This is a genomic window from Oryzicola mucosus, from assembly GCF_014534685.1.
Taxonomy (GTDB): domain Bacteria; phylum Pseudomonadota; class Alphaproteobacteria; order Rhizobiales; family Rhizobiaceae; genus Oryzicola; species Oryzicola mucosus.
In genome coordinates this window covers 432,118-449,277 of sequence record NZ_JACVVX010000002.1, presented here as the reverse complement: position 1 = coordinate 449,277, position 17,160 = coordinate 432,118, and the positions used below count along the sequence as shown (strand labels likewise).

General features: G+C 62.1%; 17 protein-coding genes. 4 read left to right on the top strand and 13 right to left on the bottom strand.

Annotation, left to right across the window (positions count from 1 at the left end; genetic code table 11):
- Window positions 1–19: 19 nt before the first annotated feature.
- Window positions 20–940, bottom strand: a complete 921-nt coding sequence (metF, locus tag ICI42_RS08550) for a methylenetetrahydrofolate reductase [NAD(P)H] (RefSeq protein WP_188164130.1) — start codon at window positions 938–940, stop codon at window positions 20–22.
- Window positions 940–1,947: an ArsR/SmtB family transcription factor gene (locus ICI42_RS08545; protein WP_188164129.1), complete on the bottom strand. Its 1,008-nt coding sequence runs from the start codon at window positions 1,945–1,947 to the stop codon at window positions 940–942. Before ICI42_RS08545 ends, metF begins: the two co-directional genes overlap by 1 nt.
- A 76-nt stretch (window positions 1,948–2,023) precedes the next feature.
- On the opposite strand from ICI42_RS08545, the gene tsaA reads away from it, so the two are divergent.
- Both tsaA and ICI42_RS08535 read left to right on the top strand, forming a co-directional pair.
- On the top strand, window positions 2,024–2,575 hold the full coding sequence (gene tsaA, locus ICI42_RS08540) for a tRNA (N6-threonylcarbamoyladenosine(37)-N6)-methyltransferase TrmO (protein ID WP_230980224.1): 552 nt from the start codon (window positions 2,024–2,026) through the stop codon (window positions 2,573–2,575).
- A complete protein-coding gene (locus ICI42_RS08535; protein ID WP_188164128.1) occupies window positions 2,572–2,886 on the top strand; it encodes a DUF2293 domain-containing protein in 315 nt (104 codons plus the stop codon). The genes tsaA and ICI42_RS08535 overlap by 4 nt, the downstream gene beginning before the upstream one ends.
- 5 nt (window positions 2,887–2,891) lie before the next feature.
- Here the strand turns inward: ICI42_RS08535 and ICI42_RS08530 are convergent, their stop codons facing one another.
- From ICI42_RS08530 to ICI42_RS08495, 8 genes are all read right to left on the bottom strand, one after another.
- Window positions 2,892–3,503 carry an MOSC domain-containing protein gene (locus ICI42_RS08530; protein WP_188164127.1) on the bottom strand — a complete coding sequence of 204 codons (612 nt, stop codon included), beginning with the start codon at window positions 3,501–3,503 and terminating at the stop codon, window positions 2,892–2,894.
- A 96-nt stretch (window positions 3,504–3,599) separates the two neighbouring features.
- A complete protein-coding gene (locus tag ICI42_RS08525) occupies window positions 3,600–4,721 on the bottom strand; it encodes a beta-ketoacyl-ACP synthase III (protein ID WP_188164126.1) in 1,122 nt (373 codons plus the stop codon).
- Window positions 4,722–4,846: 125 nt separating this feature from the next.
- Window positions 4,847–5,185 (bottom strand): hypothetical protein, encoded by a 339-nt coding sequence (locus tag ICI42_RS08520; RefSeq protein ID WP_230980223.1) that lies wholly within the window; start codon window positions 5,183–5,185, stop codon window positions 4,847–4,849.
- A 65-nt stretch (window positions 5,186–5,250) separates the two neighbouring features.
- The gene (tam, locus tag ICI42_RS08515; protein ID WP_188164466.1) at window positions 5,251–6,021 is read right to left on the bottom strand and encodes a trans-aconitate 2-methyltransferase; all 771 of its coding nucleotides are present in this window, start codon (window positions 6,019–6,021) and stop codon (window positions 5,251–5,253) included.
- A gap of 66 nt (window positions 6,022–6,087) precedes the next feature.
- Window positions 6,088–7,737 (bottom strand): energy-dependent translational throttle protein EttA, encoded by a 1,650-nt coding sequence (ettA, locus tag ICI42_RS08510; protein ID WP_188164124.1) that lies wholly within the window; start codon window positions 7,735–7,737, stop codon window positions 6,088–6,090.
- A gap of 102 nt (window positions 7,738–7,839) precedes the next feature.
- Entirely contained in the window at window positions 7,840–8,616 is a 777-nt protein-coding gene (locus ICI42_RS08505; RefSeq protein WP_188164123.1) for an ABC transporter permease, read from the bottom strand.
- Window positions 8,613–9,401, bottom strand: coding sequence for an ABC transporter ATP-binding protein (locus ICI42_RS08500; RefSeq protein WP_188164122.1), 789 nt, complete (start codon window positions 9,399–9,401; stop codon window positions 8,613–8,615). Before ICI42_RS08500 ends, ICI42_RS08505 begins: the two co-directional genes overlap by 4 nt.
- Before the next feature lie 79 nt (window positions 9,402–9,480).
- Window positions 9,481–10,512, bottom strand: coding sequence for an ABC transporter substrate-binding protein (locus tag ICI42_RS08495; protein ID WP_188164121.1), 1,032 nt, complete (start codon window positions 10,510–10,512; stop codon window positions 9,481–9,483).
- Window positions 10,513–10,698: 186 nt separating this feature from the next.
- Here ICI42_RS08495 and ICI42_RS08490 point away from each other — a divergent pair, with 186 nt between their 5' ends.
- Window positions 10,699–11,658 (top strand): alpha/beta fold hydrolase, encoded by a 960-nt coding sequence (locus ICI42_RS08490; RefSeq protein WP_188164465.1) that lies wholly within the window; start codon window positions 10,699–10,701, stop codon window positions 11,656–11,658.
- 68 nt (window positions 11,659–11,726) lie between these two features.
- On the top strand, window positions 11,727–13,376 hold the full coding sequence (locus ICI42_RS08485) for a thiamine pyrophosphate-binding protein (RefSeq protein WP_188164120.1): 1,650 nt from the start codon (window positions 11,727–11,729) through the stop codon (window positions 13,374–13,376).
- A gap of 657 nt (window positions 13,377–14,033) precedes the next feature.
- Here ICI42_RS08485 and ICI42_RS08480 read toward each other — a convergent pair.
- From ICI42_RS08480 to ICI42_RS08470, 3 genes are read right to left on the bottom strand one after another with little or no spacing between them, the layout of a single operon-like run.
- Entirely contained in the window at window positions 14,034–14,996 is a 963-nt protein-coding gene (locus ICI42_RS08480; RefSeq protein WP_188164119.1) for an ABC transporter substrate-binding protein, read from the bottom strand.
- A 53-nt stretch (window positions 14,997–15,049) separates the two neighbouring features.
- The gene (locus ICI42_RS08475) at window positions 15,050–16,201 is read right to left on the bottom strand and encodes an ABC transporter permease (protein ID WP_188164118.1); all 1,152 of its coding nucleotides are present in this window, start codon (window positions 16,199–16,201) and stop codon (window positions 15,050–15,052) included.
- Complete coding sequence (locus tag ICI42_RS08470; protein WP_188164117.1) at window positions 16,198–17,076, bottom strand: ABC transporter permease; 879 nt, start codon at window positions 17,074–17,076, stop codon at window positions 16,198–16,200. The genes ICI42_RS08475 and ICI42_RS08470 overlap by 4 nt, the downstream gene beginning before the upstream one ends.
- Window positions 17,077–17,160 lie beyond the last annotated feature (84 nt).

The following is a 17,160-nucleotide window of genomic DNA, read 5'->3' as shown; positions in this document are numbered from 1 at the left end:
CGTTTGTCCGCGCTGGAAATCAGGCGGCGGCGGCGCTGGCCGAACGCGCTATGGCGCGCGGACGGATACCGATCATGTGGCAGATGGCGAAGGCAAGGTCGGCGCGGTTCATCGTATAGAAATGGAAGTCCACGATGCCGCGCTCGACCAGATCCATGACCTGCTCCGCTGCGACCGCGGCCGCGACCAGCGCATGGGTCTGCGGGTCCTTCTCCAACCCCTCGAAACGCTCCGCCAGCCAGGCCGGCACATGGGTGCCGCAGCGAGCGGAGAAATTCGACACCTGGCCGAAATTGTGGATCGGCAGGATGCCCGGCACGATCGGAATATAGATGCCGGCGCGGCGAACCCGCTCGACATAGCGCTCGTAAAGATCGTTGTCGAAAAAGAACTGGGTGATCGCGCGCGTCGCGCCCTGGTCGACCTTGCGCTTGAGCATGTCGATGTCGGTGGCAAAGTCCGGGCTTTCCGGGTGCTTCTCGGGATAGGCGGATACGGAAATATCGAAATCGGCGACGCGCTTGAGCGCTCCCACCAATTCAGCGGCGTTTGCATAACCGTCGGGATAAGGCTGGTAGGCCTCGCCGACGCCGGAGGCGGGATCCCCGCGCAGCGCCACGAAGCGCTTCACGCCCATCCCGGCAAACTCGGCAATGACCTGGTCGACCTGCTCACGACTGGCGTCGACGCAGGTCATATGGGCGGCGGCCGTCAGGTTGGTTTCGTTCAGGATGCGGCGGATGGTGCGCGCAGTGCGCTCGCGGGTCGAACCGCCGGCGCCATAGGTCACCGACACGAAGTCGGGAGCCAGCGGCTCGAGCCGCGTGACGGTCTCCCACAGGCGCGCTTCCATCTCGTCGGATTTCGGCGGAAAAAACTCGAACGAGACGTTGATCTTGTCGCCGATATCGGGACGGCGGGAGAAGCGGAACTGGTTCATCAGGCGGTTTCCCTGGCCGGTTGAATGGATGTTGCAGGATCGGCGATAAGCAGGCGGCGGTCGCGACCGACCCAGAGCTTGACGGTGAGACCTGCGCGCGCCGAGGCGCGCGGCTCGAATTCCTGTGCCTCTTCGAGGTCGAGACCGGCTTCCGTCAGCCACTCCTCGATCTGCCGGTCGGCGAAACCAAGGCGCATATGCGCATGCTCGGCACGCAGGAAATCCAGCCCATGCGGGGCGAAATCGACGATGATCAGCCGCCCGGCGGGGCGCAGGAACTTTCCCGCCTCGACAATGGCGCGCGCGGGGTCGTCGAGATAATGCAGCACCTGATGGATCGTCACCAGGTCGTAGGCGTCGCGTTCCACCGGCGGCGAGAAGATGTCGCCCTGCCGCACCTGGGCATTGGTGATGCTGGCCTTGTCGAGATTGGCGCGCGCGACTGCGAGCATCTCGCGCGACAGGTCGATGCCGACGCCACGACGATAGAGCGGCGCGAAAATCTCCAGCAGCCGGCCCGTGCCGGTGCCGAGGTCGAGCATGGCCTGGAACGGGCGGCGTCCGACGATCTTCAGCATCGCTGCTTCCACCGCCTTGTCAGAGGCATGCAGCGAACGGATTTCATCCCAGCTCGCAGCATTGCGGCTGAAATATTCGCCTGCCCGGTCCTGCCGGCGGCGCTTGACCTCGGCCAGGCGCTCCAGATCGCGGGTAATCTGCTGGTCGCCATCCTGCACGCAGGCCACGAGCCCTTCGGAGAATTCGCGCGCCGCATCGGCATCGGCAAGCCGGAAGAACGCCCACGAGCCTTCCTGGTAGCGGTCGATCAGTCCGGCTTCGAGCAACAGCTTGAGGTGGCGCGACACGCGCGGCTGCGACTGGCCCATAATGTCGGTGAGGTCCGACACGGTCAGGTCGCCGCGCGACAAAAGCGCAAGAATCCGAAGGCGGCTGGATTCGGCCGCCGCCTTCAATATATCTACCATCGTGTCGAGCGTGACATGCATGGGGGCGTTCTTCGTTGAAAGATATAAAGATATGTTTATATGATGCTGTCGTGCACCGCAACAGGCAATGTCTCGCATGGACAAGAAAATGACGCGGGCGCCTGACAGCACGGAACCGGCCTTCGGCCCGCGCGAGGGTGAAGTACGGCTCGAACGCGATCCGGCACAGATGGCGCCCGACGCATCGGTGGTCTTCATCGGCCATGTCGTCTCGCCTTGGAAACTGCGGGAGGAGTGCCCTAAGAACATGCGCGCCGCGCGCGAAACCGGAAAAGCCGCGCGTGTGCAGATCGACAGCGCCTATCGCCCCGGCCTTGCGGGGTTGGAGCGCGCCAGCCACGCCGTTGTTCTGACCTGGCTCGACCGCTCGCCGCGGAATCTGATTGTGCAAAAGCCCCGCCATGCCGCTGACGTGAAAGGTGTTTTCGGACTGCGCTCCCCCGCCCGGCCAAACCCCATCGGCCTGCATGTCGCCCGGCTTCTCAGCCTGGATATCGCGGCCGGCATCCTCGAAATCGACGCCATCGACGTGCTCGACGGCACCCCGATCGTCGACCTCAAGCCTTATATGCCCTCCATCGATGCGTTTCCCGATGCCGTTGTGGACGGCCGGGAGGGCAGCCGATGAGCGAACCGACGGGCCGCCGCCGGTCCATCGCCAAGGCGCTGACGCTGCTCGTGCCGCTTGCGCCCTATGCCGACACCGAAAAGATCAGGGCCGATGCCGGCGCACGCCATATGAAGACATTGCCGCCGAGCATTGCCGTGTGGCTCGCCACCGTCGCCCATGTCAGGCATGTGCACACCGACTACGACAAACTGCTCGGCGAAGGCTACGATCGCGATTCCGCGCGCTTCTTCGTACTCGACCAGGTCAACGCCACCCTCACCCGCTGGCGCGCCACCCGCTTGCTCGATCCGGACGACGACGCCGAATAAAGGCTCTAAGGCCTGTAGATCCACTGCTCGGGTACGCGCACCGATATCTCTTCACCAACGGAAATGCGGCCCGGCTTCTCCACCCAGGCAACAAGTCCACGCAAACGTTTCGCGGCTTTGGGAAAAAGCAGCGCTCCGGCCTCGACATCTGGCATGCCCGCCCGCTCGGCAACCGCCCTGCCCGCCAACCGGCATGGTCCGTTCTGCGCATCGATCTTGACCGCCACACCGCCCTTGAAGAACAACAGCGTCCCGGCCGGCAGCTTTGACAGCATCGGAATGCCTTCGAGCAGAAGGTTCGCGCCGATCCATTCCGGCCTCACCTCGGCGATGCCCATTCGCTCCGCAACAATAGCAAGCTCGTCCGCTGCGACGATCGACAGTTGCCGCTCGTTGCGAATCTCGGTGCGGCGGGGATACCACGGCTCGCGCCCGCCCGAGCGGCGTGTGATACCGGTGTGGAAATCGCCTGCGATGCCGTCGAAACCGAGATCGAGGCTGTCGACGGCTTCGGTGACGAAATCGCGCCGCGCCGCTAAATACAGGCCGGTCACGGAGGCTGTCAGCTTGCGGCCAGGGATGATTTCAGGTTCGGAATGGGGAAACAGGTCGGCCAATGTCGGTTCTTTCGTGCGAAAACGGAACCATGACCATCACGCAACGCGAAAATCCAGCCAAAAAGGCTGATGCGTCGACGCAATAGCGTTGATGGATCAGAGCATCCGCACCAGCGTTCCAGCAATCGAATAGCCGGCGCCGAAGGCACAGATCAGGCCTAGGTCGCCCGGCTTGAGGTCTTCGTGGTTTTCCTGCAGCGCGATGATCGCGCCCGCCGCCGCCGTATTGCCGAGCCGCTCCAGAACCATCGGCGCGCGGTCGTGATCTGCTTCGTGGCCCAGCGCGAGCTTGAGGATCATGGCGTTCATCCGCGCATTGGCCTGGTGCAGCCAGAAGCGCCTGATATGGGCGGTATCGTAGCCGTTTTCCTGCAGGAAGGAGACGATGAAGCGATTGGCCGCCACCGTCACCTCCTTGAACACCTTGTTGCCCACCTGGGTGATCATGTTGCCTTCCATCTCGACGACGGAGACATTGTCCTGCCCGGCCCGCAGCAGGAACCCGAAATTGGTGCGGATGTTGTTGGAGAACTGAGTCCAGTTCTGGGTCGACAGGATTTCGAAACGGCCCGGCCGGGTCTCGTCATCCGCCAACCGCTCGACCACCATCGCCACGGAGGCGTCGCCGAAGATGAAATGCGTCTGTCGGTCGCGGAAATTCAGATGCCCGGTGATGATCTCAGGGGTCACCACCAAGATGCGGCGATGCGCGCCCGCCTTGACCAGATTGTTGGCGACGTGAAGCGCCGCCCCCGCCGACGAACAGCCCAAATTCATGTCGAAGGCAGCGCCGCCTGCACCGAGTTCCTTCTGAATCTCGATGGACAGCGCCGGATAGGGTCGCTGCTGGTGCGAGGCGGCACAGATGACCAGATCGATGTCTTCACCCGAAAGTCCGGCATGATCCAGCGCGCGACGGGCCGACGCCAGACCGAATTCCGCCTCCACCGACAGCGCATCGTCAGCGCGCGGCGGAATATGCGGCGTCATTCTGTGCGGGTCGAGGATGCCGTCGAGCGTGTGGACGTGACGCGATTTCACGCCAGAGGCATAGACGATGAACTCGCTATCGGATTTGGGCAGCGGCGCCAGACCGGTTTCAGCCCGGCTGACATTCTCCAGATCGACCCAGGCATTGAAGCTCGCAACCAGATCTTCGTTGGTGATGGAGGCTTCCGGGATTTCAACGCCGATGCCGCTGATGATAACGCGATGCATGCTTCAGTCCGTTTTCGCCGCGCAAATGCTGTGCCGTTTGAATTGTTAACCGACTCGGCATTCTATAGTTCAAATTGCGCCTTATTGCTTAACGAATGAAAAGGATTTTGTGCAGCGCTTTGGCGCTACCATGCGCAAATCCTGGTGTTGGTCGCGTCGGTATTGACCCAGCATGCCTTGTCGCCCGCATCGCGCGTATAGGTGCCGGGCAGGAAGATGTTGCGCTCGCCGAAGTTCACCAGCCCATAGGCACGGCCCGGACCGTCCATGTTCAGGATGAAGGTCGGCTTCCCCCGCGCGGAAATCTGGAAACTTCCATCCTTGTCGACCAGCGTGAAAGTGCATGGATACTGGCCGTCATCGGTGGTGAAACAGCGCGCCGGCTTGGCCGACGCCGGCCCGGCGAGCGCCAAAAACACCGAGCACCCCGCCACAGCGGCAGCCATGGAAATCCGAACGACCATCTGCATATCCCCCGAGAAACCCATGCCAAGAAGGCCACGCCTGCCGATGCCGGTCAAGCAGGGGTTCAGGCGGATTTCTGCGCCATGATGAACAGGCGCGGAAAGCGCAACAGCACCTTGCCGTCGACCAGAGGCGGATAGGCCGCTGCGATCTTTTCGAGATAGCGGCTGAGAAATTCAGCCTGCTCGGCCTCATCCAGCGGATCGAGAAACGGTTTGAGGCCGGTCGACTTCACCCATTCTACGATCGCCGACGCGTCGGCCAGCGGGTGGTTGTAGAACATATGCCAGATGTCGACGCGCCCCACATGCGGCCGCAGCAAATCATAATAAAACGCAACCGGCGGCAGCGGCTTGCGCGCAGCGCCGGCGATCTTGTCGGCAAACGGCACCTCCGCGGCCACCTCCCGTATCAGGCGATGCGACGGCTCCATCAGATTATCCGGCATCTGCACCGCAAGGCACCCGCCAGGGGCGAGATGGCCCAGAAGGCCCACCATCATCTCGGCGTGGTTCGGCAGCCATTGGAAGACGGCGTTGGAAAACAGCACGTCCGCCGGCTTGTCCGGCGCCCAATGAGCAGCGTCGCCGAGCGTAAAATCAACGGCTGGAAGACGCTTGCGTGCCTTGTCGATCATGTCGGGAGAGGTATCGAAGCCTAAGACCTTGGCCTCCGGCCAGCGCTCGACCAGAAGCTCGGTCGAATTGCCCGGGCCGCAGCCGATATCGACCACCGTTTCCGGCCGGTCGAGCGGTATCTGTGCCAGCAGGTCGCGCGCGGGCCGCGTGCGTTCATCCTCGAATTTCAGATACTGTGCCGCCGACCAGTCTTTCATCGCAATCGATCCAGCCATTCCATGAAAAACGCCCCGCCGGGTTACCGGCGGGGCGTCGTGGATGGGTTACCGCGTCAACCGCTTGTAGGTCATGCGGTGCGGGTTGAGCGCGTCGGCGCCGAGGCGGCGCACCTTGTCCTTCTCATAGTCCTCGAAGTTGCCTTCGAACCACTCGACATGGCTGTCGCCTTCAAAGGCGAGAATATGCGTCGCCAGGCGATCGAGGAACATGCGATCGTGGGAGATGATGACGGCGCAGCCGGCATAGTTTTCCAGCGCGTCCTCGAGTGCGGCCAGCGTCTCGGTGTCGAGGTCGTTGGTCGGTTCGTCGAGCAGCAGCACGTTGCCGCCGTTCTTCAGCATCTTGGCAAGGTGGACGCGGTTGCGCTGGCCGCCCGAAAGATTGCCGACCTTCTGCTGCTGGTCGCCGCCCCGGAAGTTGAAGGACGAGCAATAGGCGCGCGTATTGGCCTCGAACTTGCCGAGCTTCACCACCTCGGCTCCGCCGGAAATCTCTTCCCATACGGTCTTGTTCGGATCGAGCGCGTCGCGGCTCTGATCGACATAGCCCAGCTTGACGGTCTCGCCGACGCGGATCGAACCGCTGTCAGGTGTTTCCTGGCCGGTGATCATCCGAAACAGCGTTGTTTTACCCGCGCCGTTCGGTCCGATGACGCCGACAATGCCGCCGGGCGGCAGCCTGAACGACAGATCCTCGATCAGCAGTTCATCGCCGAAGCCCTTGTTGATGCCCTCGACCTCGATGACGACATTGCCCAGGCGTTCGCCATGCGGGATGACGATCTGGGTGTCGCTGGGGCGGCGGCTGTCGGCTTGCACGAGCAAATCCTCGAAGGCCTGGATACGCGCCTTCGACTTCGTCTGGCGTGCCTTGGGGCTGGAGGCGATCCACTCGCGCTCGCGGCTGATGGCGCGCTGGCGGGCGTCGTCCTCGCGGCCTTCCTGCTTGAGGCGCTTGGCCTTGGCTTCCAGATAGGCGGTGTAGTTGCCTTCGTAGGGGATGCTGCGGCCACGGTCGAGCTCGAGGATCCAGCCGGTGACGTTGTCGAGGAAGTAGCGATCGTGGGTGATGAGCAACACCGAGCCCTTATAGGCGCGCAGGTGCTTTTCCAGCCAGGCCGTCGTCTCGGCGTCGAGATGGTTGGTCGGTTCGTCGAGCAGCAGAAGGTCCGGCTCGGACAAGAGCAGCTTGCAGAGTGCCACGCGGCGGCGCTCACCGCCCGAAAGATTGGTGACCTCCGACTCCTTGGGCGGGCATTGCAGCGCGTCCATGGCCATCTCGACCTGCTGTTCCAGGTCCCAGAGGTTGAGGCGATCCATCTCGTCCTGCAGCTTGGCGGATTCATCGGCCGTCTCGTCGGAATAGTTCATCATGAGCTCATTGTAGCGCTCGATGATCGCGGTTTTCTTGACCACGCCGTCCATGACGTTCTCGAACACCGTCTTGGTGGGGTCGAGATGCGGCTCCTGGGCGAGATAACCCACGGTCGCGCCCTCAGCGAGCCAGGCTTCACCGGTATATTCCTTGTCCAGCCCGGCCATGATTTTCAGGATCGTCGACTTACCGGCGCCGTTGGGGCCGAGAATGCCGATCTTGGCGTCGGGGTAGAAGGAGAGATGAACGTTCTCGAGGACTTTCTTGGTGCCGTAGGCTTTGCTGAGCCCAGACATATGATAGATGAACTGGCGTGCCACGCGCGCTTCCCTGTCTCAATCGATTGTGGAGTTGGGCGCTATGTAGGCGAAAGCAGGCGGCGGGGCAACCGCCGCTGCGAAGCGTCCGCATTTGATCGCTGCTCACGCGGTCGCGCCTTGTCCGCGATGTGCCCAGCCGGTCATGCGCATCTCAACCCACGCCATGACGGCGTACATGATGATGCCTTCGACGGCGAGCATGATGAGGCCAGCGAAGACCAGCGGCACGTTGAACTGCGACTGCGCCGCCAGCATCATGTGGCCCAAGCCGGAATTGGCGGCGACCGTCTCGGCGATCACCGAGCCGACAAAGGCGAGCGTGATGGCGATCTTCAGCGAGCCGAAGAAATACGGCATCGAGCGCGGGATACCGACCTTCAGCATGATGTCCATCTTACGTGCGCCGAGCGCCCGCAACACATCTTCCATCTCGGGTTCGATGGTGGCGAGGCCGGTGGCGACATTCACCACGATCGGGAAGAACGAAATGAGGAACGCCGTCAACACGGCGGGGATCGTGCCGATGCCGAACCAGATCACCAGGATCGGCACAAGCGCCACCTTGGGGATCGCGTTGAAACCGACCATCAGCGGATAGAGGCCGGAATAGATCAGCCGCGACCAGCCCACGAGGATGCCGAGGCCAAGGCCGCCGGCAACCGCCAGGGCGAAACCCAGCGTGGTGGTGTAAAGCGTCTGCAGCGAGTTCTTCCAGATCGCCGGCCAATATTGCACGATGGCGTTGAACACCACCGTCGGCGCCGGCAGAATATACTGCGGCAGGCCGAACAGTCGGGCCGCCAGTTCCCAGATGACAAACAGTCCGATGGTACACAGCCAGGGCGCTGCCTTGATCCAGTTCTTGGACGCTGCGCTCATGCCGCTTTCCTCGCATCCGCAATCGACCCGCGCAATTCGTGGACGATGTCGTTGAACTCCTTCTGATACATGATCTCCAGATCTCTCGGACGTGCGAAGGGCACGGTGCGTTCCTCGATGATGCGGCCCGGACGCGAACTCATCACAAAGATCCGGTCTGCCAGGAACACGGCCTCGCGCAGATCGTGGGTAACCAGAACGATGGTGACCTTACGCTCGAAATGCAGGTCGCGGATGACGCACCACAATTCTTCACGGGTGAAGGAATCGAGCGCGCCGAACGGTTCGTCCAGCATCAGCAGGTCCGGCTCGTGGATCAGCGCGCGGCACAGATTGGCGCGTTGCTGCATGCCACCCGAAAGCTGCCAGGGAAACTTCGATCCGAAACCCTTGAGACCCACCGTTTCGAGCAGCTTTTCGGCCTTGGCGACATATTCGGCGCGGTTCATCCGCAACCGCCCGCGATGTTTCTCCACCACTTCGAGCGGCAGCAGAATGTTGTCGAGCGTGGTGCGCCATGGCAGCATGGTCGGGTTTTGAAACGCCATGCCGACGATGGACACCGGCTTGGTCACCCGCTCCTCGGCCACCGTCACCACTCCCTTCTGAGGGATGTGCAGGCCGGTGACGAGCTTCATCAGCGTCGACTTCCCGCAGCCCGATGGCCCCACCACGGCTGCGAACTCGCCCTTTTCGACATGCAGCGTCAGCCCTTCGACGGCAAGCGTGCCGTCCGCGCCGCCGTAGCGCATGTCGACATTGTCGATCGTTACGAGATTTTTCATCGGCCCCATCGCCCGCTATGGAGAGAACGCCCCGACCGCATCGGGCAGCCGGAGCGCCACCTTTGTGCAGTCGGCCCGATCAGGGCAGCATGCGTTCTTCCTTGGGCGGCAGATAGCTGCCATCGAACACTTCCTTCGCGCCGACATTGCCCTTGAGCTTCATCGACACTTTCAGGAAATCGATCGATTTGGCGAACTTGCCTTCGTCGATGCCGCCGAAGCCGTTTTCGACCACGTAGGGCGTGCGGATGTTCATGGCATTGGCCATTTCCAGACGCTCGACTTCGATGTCCTTGTTGAGGATTTCGTTGCGCTTCATCACGGCTTCGGCTCCGGCAACTGGGTCCTTCACCGCATCGGCAAAACCCTTGGCCAGCGCCTTCAGGAACCCCTTGACCGCATCGGGATTGGACGCGGCGAAATCGGTGTTGACCATGATCGAGTTGCCATAGAGGTCGAGGCCGTTCTCCGCCATCAAGATCGGCACGATGTCGTCCTCGGGAACGCCCTGCGACTTGAGGTTCAGCACGGACGAGAAGGCGAAGCCGAAGATGCCGTCAACCTGGCCTTGAGCCAGCATCGGTTCGCGTACCGGAAAGCCGACGCTCTCGATCGTCACCTTGGACGCATCGATACCGGCAGCTTCGATGAAGGCGGGCCACTGCGCGAACGCACCGTCCGGCGGCGGCGCGCCGAGCTTCTTGCCTTCCACAGACTTGGGGTCGCTGGTGATGCCGAGGCTCTTGCGGCCGATGATGGAGAATGGCGGGCGCTCATAGACCACCATGACCGCCTTGACCTTCTGCGACGGATCTTCGTCGAGGAACTTGATCAGCGAGTTGATGTCGCCGAAGCCAAGCTGATAGGCGCCTGTGGCGACGCGCGGAATGGCTTCGACCGAACCGTTACCCGAATCGATGGTGACGTTTAGGCCCTCTTCCTTGAAGTAGCCGTTATCCATCGCCAGGAAAAACCCGGCTGCGGGTCCTTCGAATTTCCAGTCGAGCGTGAACTTGATGTCGGTCTCGGCGAAGGCCGGCTGCATGGCGCCGCCAAGCATGGCGGCTGCCAGCGCCGTGGCCGCAAGCGAAAAACGTCTGCGTGTGAGCATGTATCCCAATTCCCCTTGTTCTTTGGTGGCGCCATCAAACAAAGCTCATACAATGTTGGCAAGCTTTTTTGCCGCACAAATCAGCAAAACACTTTATTGCATATTTTTGAAGCAAAGCGGTTTCCGCTTCCGCCTGACGCGATTCCATGCTTGCCATGGGCTTTCCTGGGGAGGCTGAGGCATCCAATGGCATTCGACGAGACTTTCATCCTGGCCTCACCAACGGGTGCGGCGCTCAACGTCTATGCCCGGCATCCCGAAGGACAGGCGCGCTGCGTGGTGCAGATCAATCACGGTTTGGCCGAACATTCCGGCCGTTATGCGGGGTTCGCCGATTACCTCGCCACGCGCGGCCATCATGTCTATGCCCACGATCATCGTGGGCACGGCCTTACCAAAGCTGAAGGCGCACCATTTGGGGTCTTCGCACCATCCGGTGGCGATGAAGCCGTCGTCGCCGACGTACTGGCGGTGCATAGAATGATCCGCGAGCGCCATTCCGACGTGCCAGTCGTCGTTTTCGGTCACTCCATGGGGGGGCTGGTGGCGCTCAATTTCGTCCTTCGCCACTCGGCGATGGTGCATGGCGCGGCAATCTGGAACGCCAACTTCTCCGCAGGCATTCTGGCGCAGGCCGCACTAGCAGTACTTGCCTACGAGAAGTTCCGGCTGGGTTCCGACGTTCCCTCCCGCATCCTTCCGAAACTGACGTTTCGGAGTTGGGCGAAACAAATCGATGGCCGCCGCACCGAGGCCGACTGGCTGTCGCGCGATCCAGCCGAGGTCGATGCCTATATCGCCGACCCGCTGTGCGGCTGGGATGCGACGGTCAGCATGTGGCGCGATGTCTTCCGCCTTATCATCGCCGGCGCGGACGACCGGAACTTCGCAAGCATCCGAAAGGACCTGCCCTTTCTTCTGGTTGGAGGCGGAGAAGATCCTGCGACCGACAACGGCAAAGCAGTCAACGCGCTCGCCGAGCGACTGCGTCGGATGGACTTTTCGAATCTGGTTTCAAGGATTTACGCCGACACGCGCCACGAATCTCTCAACGAGTTGAATCGAGACGTCATCATGGCGGATTTCGCCACATGGCTGGATCGTGTTCTGGCAGAACACAGCTCAGCTACTGGTTCACCCGAATAGGGGTGATGCAGGCCGAAAACCTTGCTAAGGCTGGATGGACATCGAAACTTATGGGAGAAGCGAAGCTGATGAAATCGGGCGGACAACTGATCGTCGAGGCCTTGGAAGCGAACGGCGTTCAGCGCATCTTCTGCGTCCCCGGCGAATCCTATCTGGCGGTCTTGGACGCCCTGCACGACTCCGAAATCCGTACCATCGTCTGCCGCCAGGAAGGCGGAGCCGCCATGATGGCCGATTGCGAGGGCCGGCTGACCGGAAAGCCCGGCATCTGCTTCGTCACGCGCGGGCCCGGCGCCACCAATGCTTCGGCGGGCGTTCACATCGCCATGCAGGATTCCACGCCGATGATCCTGTTCATCGGCCAGGTCGCCAGCCACGCCAAGGAGCGTGAGGCCTTCCAGGAGGTCGACTACAAGAGTTTCTTCGGCGACATCGCCAAATGGGTGGTCGAGATCGACGATGCCGCGCGCATTCCCGAATTGTTGACCCGCGCTTTTGCCGTCGCAACCTCGGGACGGCCCGGCCCGGTGGTCATCTCCCTGCCCGAGGACATGCTGACGAGCGAAGTCGAGGCTCCCGAGGCAAAGCCCTACACGCCGGTCGAAACGCGTCCCGGCGACCACGAGATGCATGCGCTTCTGGAACGGCTGCAAAACGCGAAACGTCCCATCGCCATCCTCGGCGGCACACGCTGGACGGAGCGGGCCAAATCGGCCTTCGAAAACGCCGCGGAAGCCTGGGCGCTGCCCGTGGGATGCTCGTTCCGACGGCAGATGCTGTTCGACAACCTCCACCCCTGCTATGCCGGCGATATCGGCATTGGCCCCAACCCCAGGCTCGCCGCCTATGTGAAGTCGGCCGATCTTGTGCTGATGATCGGCGGCCGGTTCGGCGAAATGCCGTCGTCGGACTATACGCTGCTCAAGAGCCCCTATCCCGACCAGACGCTGATCCATGTCCATGCGGACGCCAACGAGCTTGGCCGCGTCTACCGGCCCGACGTGGCGATCAACGCCTCGCCTGCCGCCTTTGTCGAGGCCTTCGCAAAGCATAGCCCGAAGGCGCCGCCCGCCTGGGAGGAAGAAGCCACAAGGCTGCACGGCGAATATCTGGCGTGGTCGACGCCACCCAAGACCGGCCCGGGCGCGGTCCAGATGGGTCCGGTCATGGCGTGGCTGGAGGAAAACCTCCCCGGCGATGCGATCATGACCAACGGCGCTGGCAACTATGCCACATGGCTGCACCGCTTCCACCGGTTTCGTCGTTTCGCCACCCAAGGCGCACCGACCTCCGGCTCGATGGGCTACGGCACGCCCGCTGCCGTCGCCGCCAAAGCGCTGTTTCCGGAACGCGAGGTCGTCGCCTTTGCCGGCGATGGATGCTTCCTGATGAACGGCCAGGAATTCGCGACCGCCGTCCAATATGGCCTGCCGATCATCGTTCTGCTGATCAACAATGGCACTTACGGCACGATCCGCATGCATCAGGAGCGCGAATATCCAGGCCGCGTTTCCGGAACCGACCTCATCAACCCCGACTTTGCCGCCCTCGCCCGCGCCTATGGCGGCCATGGCGAAACGGTGGAGGCGACGGAGGACTTCGCTCCGGCCTACGAACGCGCGCGCGCCAGCGGCAAGCCGTCGATCATCGAGATCAAGCTCGACCCCGAAGCGATTACACCGAGCAAGACGCTGACGCAGATCAGGGAGAAGACGTAGAGGCCTCGACTAATCGCGTTTCATCCACTTCGAAAGTGATCGCATGACGCGGTGCCTTGGCTCCATATGTTCATGGAGGAAGCGAAGAATAACGACGCCATCATAAACGCTGACTGATCGGAAGATCCGTGTAACTTAGGATTTTCCGCAGGTGCTTCCATGCCGCGATCGATCAACGCCGCATAGGCATTTAATCGTCTCGGGCCGAACATTCGCATCCTATCATTCAAGATGCCGCGAATGTCCTACACAGCCGCTGGCGCAAGTTCGTAGTTCAACTGTTGGACGTCTCGTTCAGAATGTCACGGGCGATGTCCGTCGCACTTATCCTTACAATTTTGCCAGCATCCGCCTCTTCAATCGCAATTCCTATCTCGTGACGGAGAATCGCAAGCTTCTCCTCCTCTTGCGCCTTATCGTGGCGCAGCAGCCGCAAAGCCTCGCGCCCGACCTCGCTTTACGAACTGTATTCGCCGCTGGCGACTTCGCGCTCGACGAACTCCGCCATTTCCTTCGGCATGCTGACATTTTTCGTCGCCATCCGACCATCTCCTGTTTCGCAAGAATATAGCGAACTTGGCAAAGCCACTAACGCGAAAGCCGCAGACCTCCCAGGTCCGCGGCTTTCGTTTTTAGACGAGCGGTACCGGTGTCCGATCACAGCGCCTTGTCGGTGATGTCGTGCGTCCAGGCGCCCTGCGGCTCCTTGGTGATGATCTTCTGATCGAGCAACGCCTTGGCCGTGCGGTCGTAGAGCGCGGTTTCGAGCTTGCCGTCGCCGATCAGCTTGGCAACCTCGCCCACCATACGCTTCTGATGGTTCTCGTCCTGGCCGCCATTGTCCATGACGATTTCAGCAGCCTCGTCCGGGTTCTCGACGGCGTATTTCCAGCCTTTCATCGAGGCGCGCACGAAGCGCACCATCTTGTCGGCGAAGGCCGGGTCCTTCAGCTTGTCTTCCATGGCGTAGAGGCCGTCTTCCATCAGGTCGTTGCCCATCGCCGAATAGTTGAAGACCGTCAGATCCTCGGGCTTGTAGCCGGCGTCGATCAACTGCCAATATTCGTTGTAGGTCATGACCGAGATGCAGTCCGCCTGCTTCTGGATCAGCGGCTGTACGTCGAAGCTCTGCTTCAGCACCGTCACGCCGTCAGCGCCGCCTTCGGTCGGCAGACCAAGCTTATTCATCCAGGCATAGAACGGATATTCGTTGCCGAAGAACCAGACGCCGAGGGTATGGCCCTTGAAGTCCGCTTCGGTCTTGATCGGACCATCCTTCGGGCAAACCAGTTCCATACCGGCCTTGGCGAAGGGCTGTGCGATGTTGACGAGGCCGACGCCCTTCTCGCGCGCAGCCAGCGCACCACCCATCCAGTCGACAATGACATCGGCGCCGCCGCCTGCGATCACCTGCTCGGGAGCGATGTCGGGGCCGCCCGGCTTGATGGTGACGTCGAGATTCTCTTCTTCATAGAAGCCCTTGTCGGCGGCTACGTAGTAGCCGGCGAACTGGCCCTGCGTCACCCATTTAAGCTGCAGCGCCACCGCATCCGCCGCGAATGCCTGGGCAGCGGCGAGAGACATGGCGCTCGCAAGCAACGAAACAGTCAGTTTTCTCATTTTTTACCCTCTGAAGTTGGGTCGCTGCGCCCCCGCGGAGGCAACGACCGCGTCTATCCACCACGGACAGACGGATGCCAGAACGTGACGGCCCTTTCGATCAGGGCGATCGCACCATAGAAGACCGAACCCGCGACCGCTGCAACAGCGATTTCGGCCCAGACCATGTCGACATTCATGCGCCCGACCTCGGCTGAGATGCGGAAGCCCATGCCGACGACCGGCGTGCCGAAGAATTCGGCCACGATGGCGCCGATCAACGCCAGCGTCGAATTGATCTTCAAGGCGTTGAAAATGAAGGGGGCGGCGGCCGGCAGCCGGAGCTTGAGCAGCGTCTGCCAATATCCCGCCGCATAGGTGCGCATCAGGTCGCGCTCCATATGCCCCGTCGACGCCAGCCCTGCGACCGTATTCACCAGCATCGGGAAGAACGTCATCAGGATGACGACGGCCGCCTTCGACTGCCAGTCGAAGCCCAGCCAGATGACCATGATCGGTGCCACGCCGATGATCGGCAGCGCCGACACCATGTTGCCGATGGGCAGCAGCCCCCGGCGCAGGAAATCGACCCTGTCGGCCAGGATCGCGACCGCGAAGCCCGCGCCACAGCCCACGACATAGCCGACGATGACGGCCTTGAAGATGGTCTGGCGGACATCGGCGGCGATGATGTCGATCGAACTGGCCAGCTTCGCCCCGATCGCGGTGGGCGGCGGCAGGAGGATGAAGGGGATGCCGGCACCGCGCGTCGCCGCCTCCCACAGGATCAGAATCCATATCCCGAAGATCGCCGGAACCAACAGCCTGTAGGCCGTGTCCAGCCAGCGTTGCAAAGGTCGCTGGGAAGACAGCAGCGTCACGCATTGCCACGCCAGAAGCCAGGCCGCAGCCACCAGCAGGAAGAACGGCGCGCGCGCGGTGCCTTCAAAGCCATAGATACCGTGAAGCAGAAACCAGGCCGCGCCATGCGCACCGACAAACAAAATTGCCGCCCGCGCAGCGGCCGACAGGCGGGTCATCGACAGGACAATGGCTGCCAGCAGCAGTCCATAAATAAGCGGCTTCGTCGCCACGAACGGAAAGGTCACGCTCGCCGTCGGATTGGCCAACGAGTCGGCTTCCGGAACCGTCATCGGTCCCAGCAGCCAGGCCGCCAGGACCAGAACCAGCGCCAGAAGCGCCTGCCAGGCGGGTTTTGCGATCATGCCGGCCTCCCGCCCATGGAGCGCTGCACGGCCTGTCCGACGAGCCCGACGATGGTGACCAACAGCGCGGCGACGACGGAGCCTGCGACAAGAGCCGACCACATGTCGATCGTCTGGCTGTAATAGGACCCCAGCAGAAGCTTCGCGCCGATGCCGGCGGTCGCTCCCGTCGGCAACTCGCCGACGATGGCGCCGACCAGGCTGGCTGCGACCGCCACCTGCATGGACGTGAACAGATAAGGCACCGAAGCCGGCACCCGCAGCTTCCAGAAGGTCTGCGTCTTGCTCGAATTGTAGGTACGCATCAGGTCGAGATGCATCTTTTCCGGCGAACGCAGGCCCTTCACCATGCCGACCGCGACCGGGAAGAACGACAGATAGGTCGAGATCAGCGCTTTCGGCACGATGCCTGTGATGCCGACCGCCGCCAGCACGACGATGATCATCGGCGCCACCGCCAGGATGGGGATGGTTTGCGAGGTGATGATCCACGGCATCAGGCTGCGGTCCAGCGTCGTCACATGGACGATACCCACGGCGATCACGATCCCGAGAACCGTGCCGAACGCAAAGCCGAGCAGCGTCGAGGAAAGCGTCACCCAGGCATGATAGACCAGGCTGCGGTTGCTGGTCACGTTTCGCAGGAAAGTGTTCTCGAAGAAGTTTGTGGCGACCTGATGCGGCGCCGGCACGGTCGGTTTCGGCTGCGACAATGTCTTGCCGATAAACTCGACGATGCCCGGCGCCTCGCCCGCGCGACGATCGAGGTCACGCTGGAACGGCGCGTTCATATAGACCGCGAAGGCGTACCAGAGCACCACCAGCCCGGCGAGCAAGGTGAGGACAGGGATGATCTTGGAGCGGAGGGAGGTCATGCCGACGCTCCGTGGCAAGGATATCCGCTTTCGACGTTGCCCCCCTCTGTCCTGCCGGACATCTCCCCCGCAAGGGGGGAGATT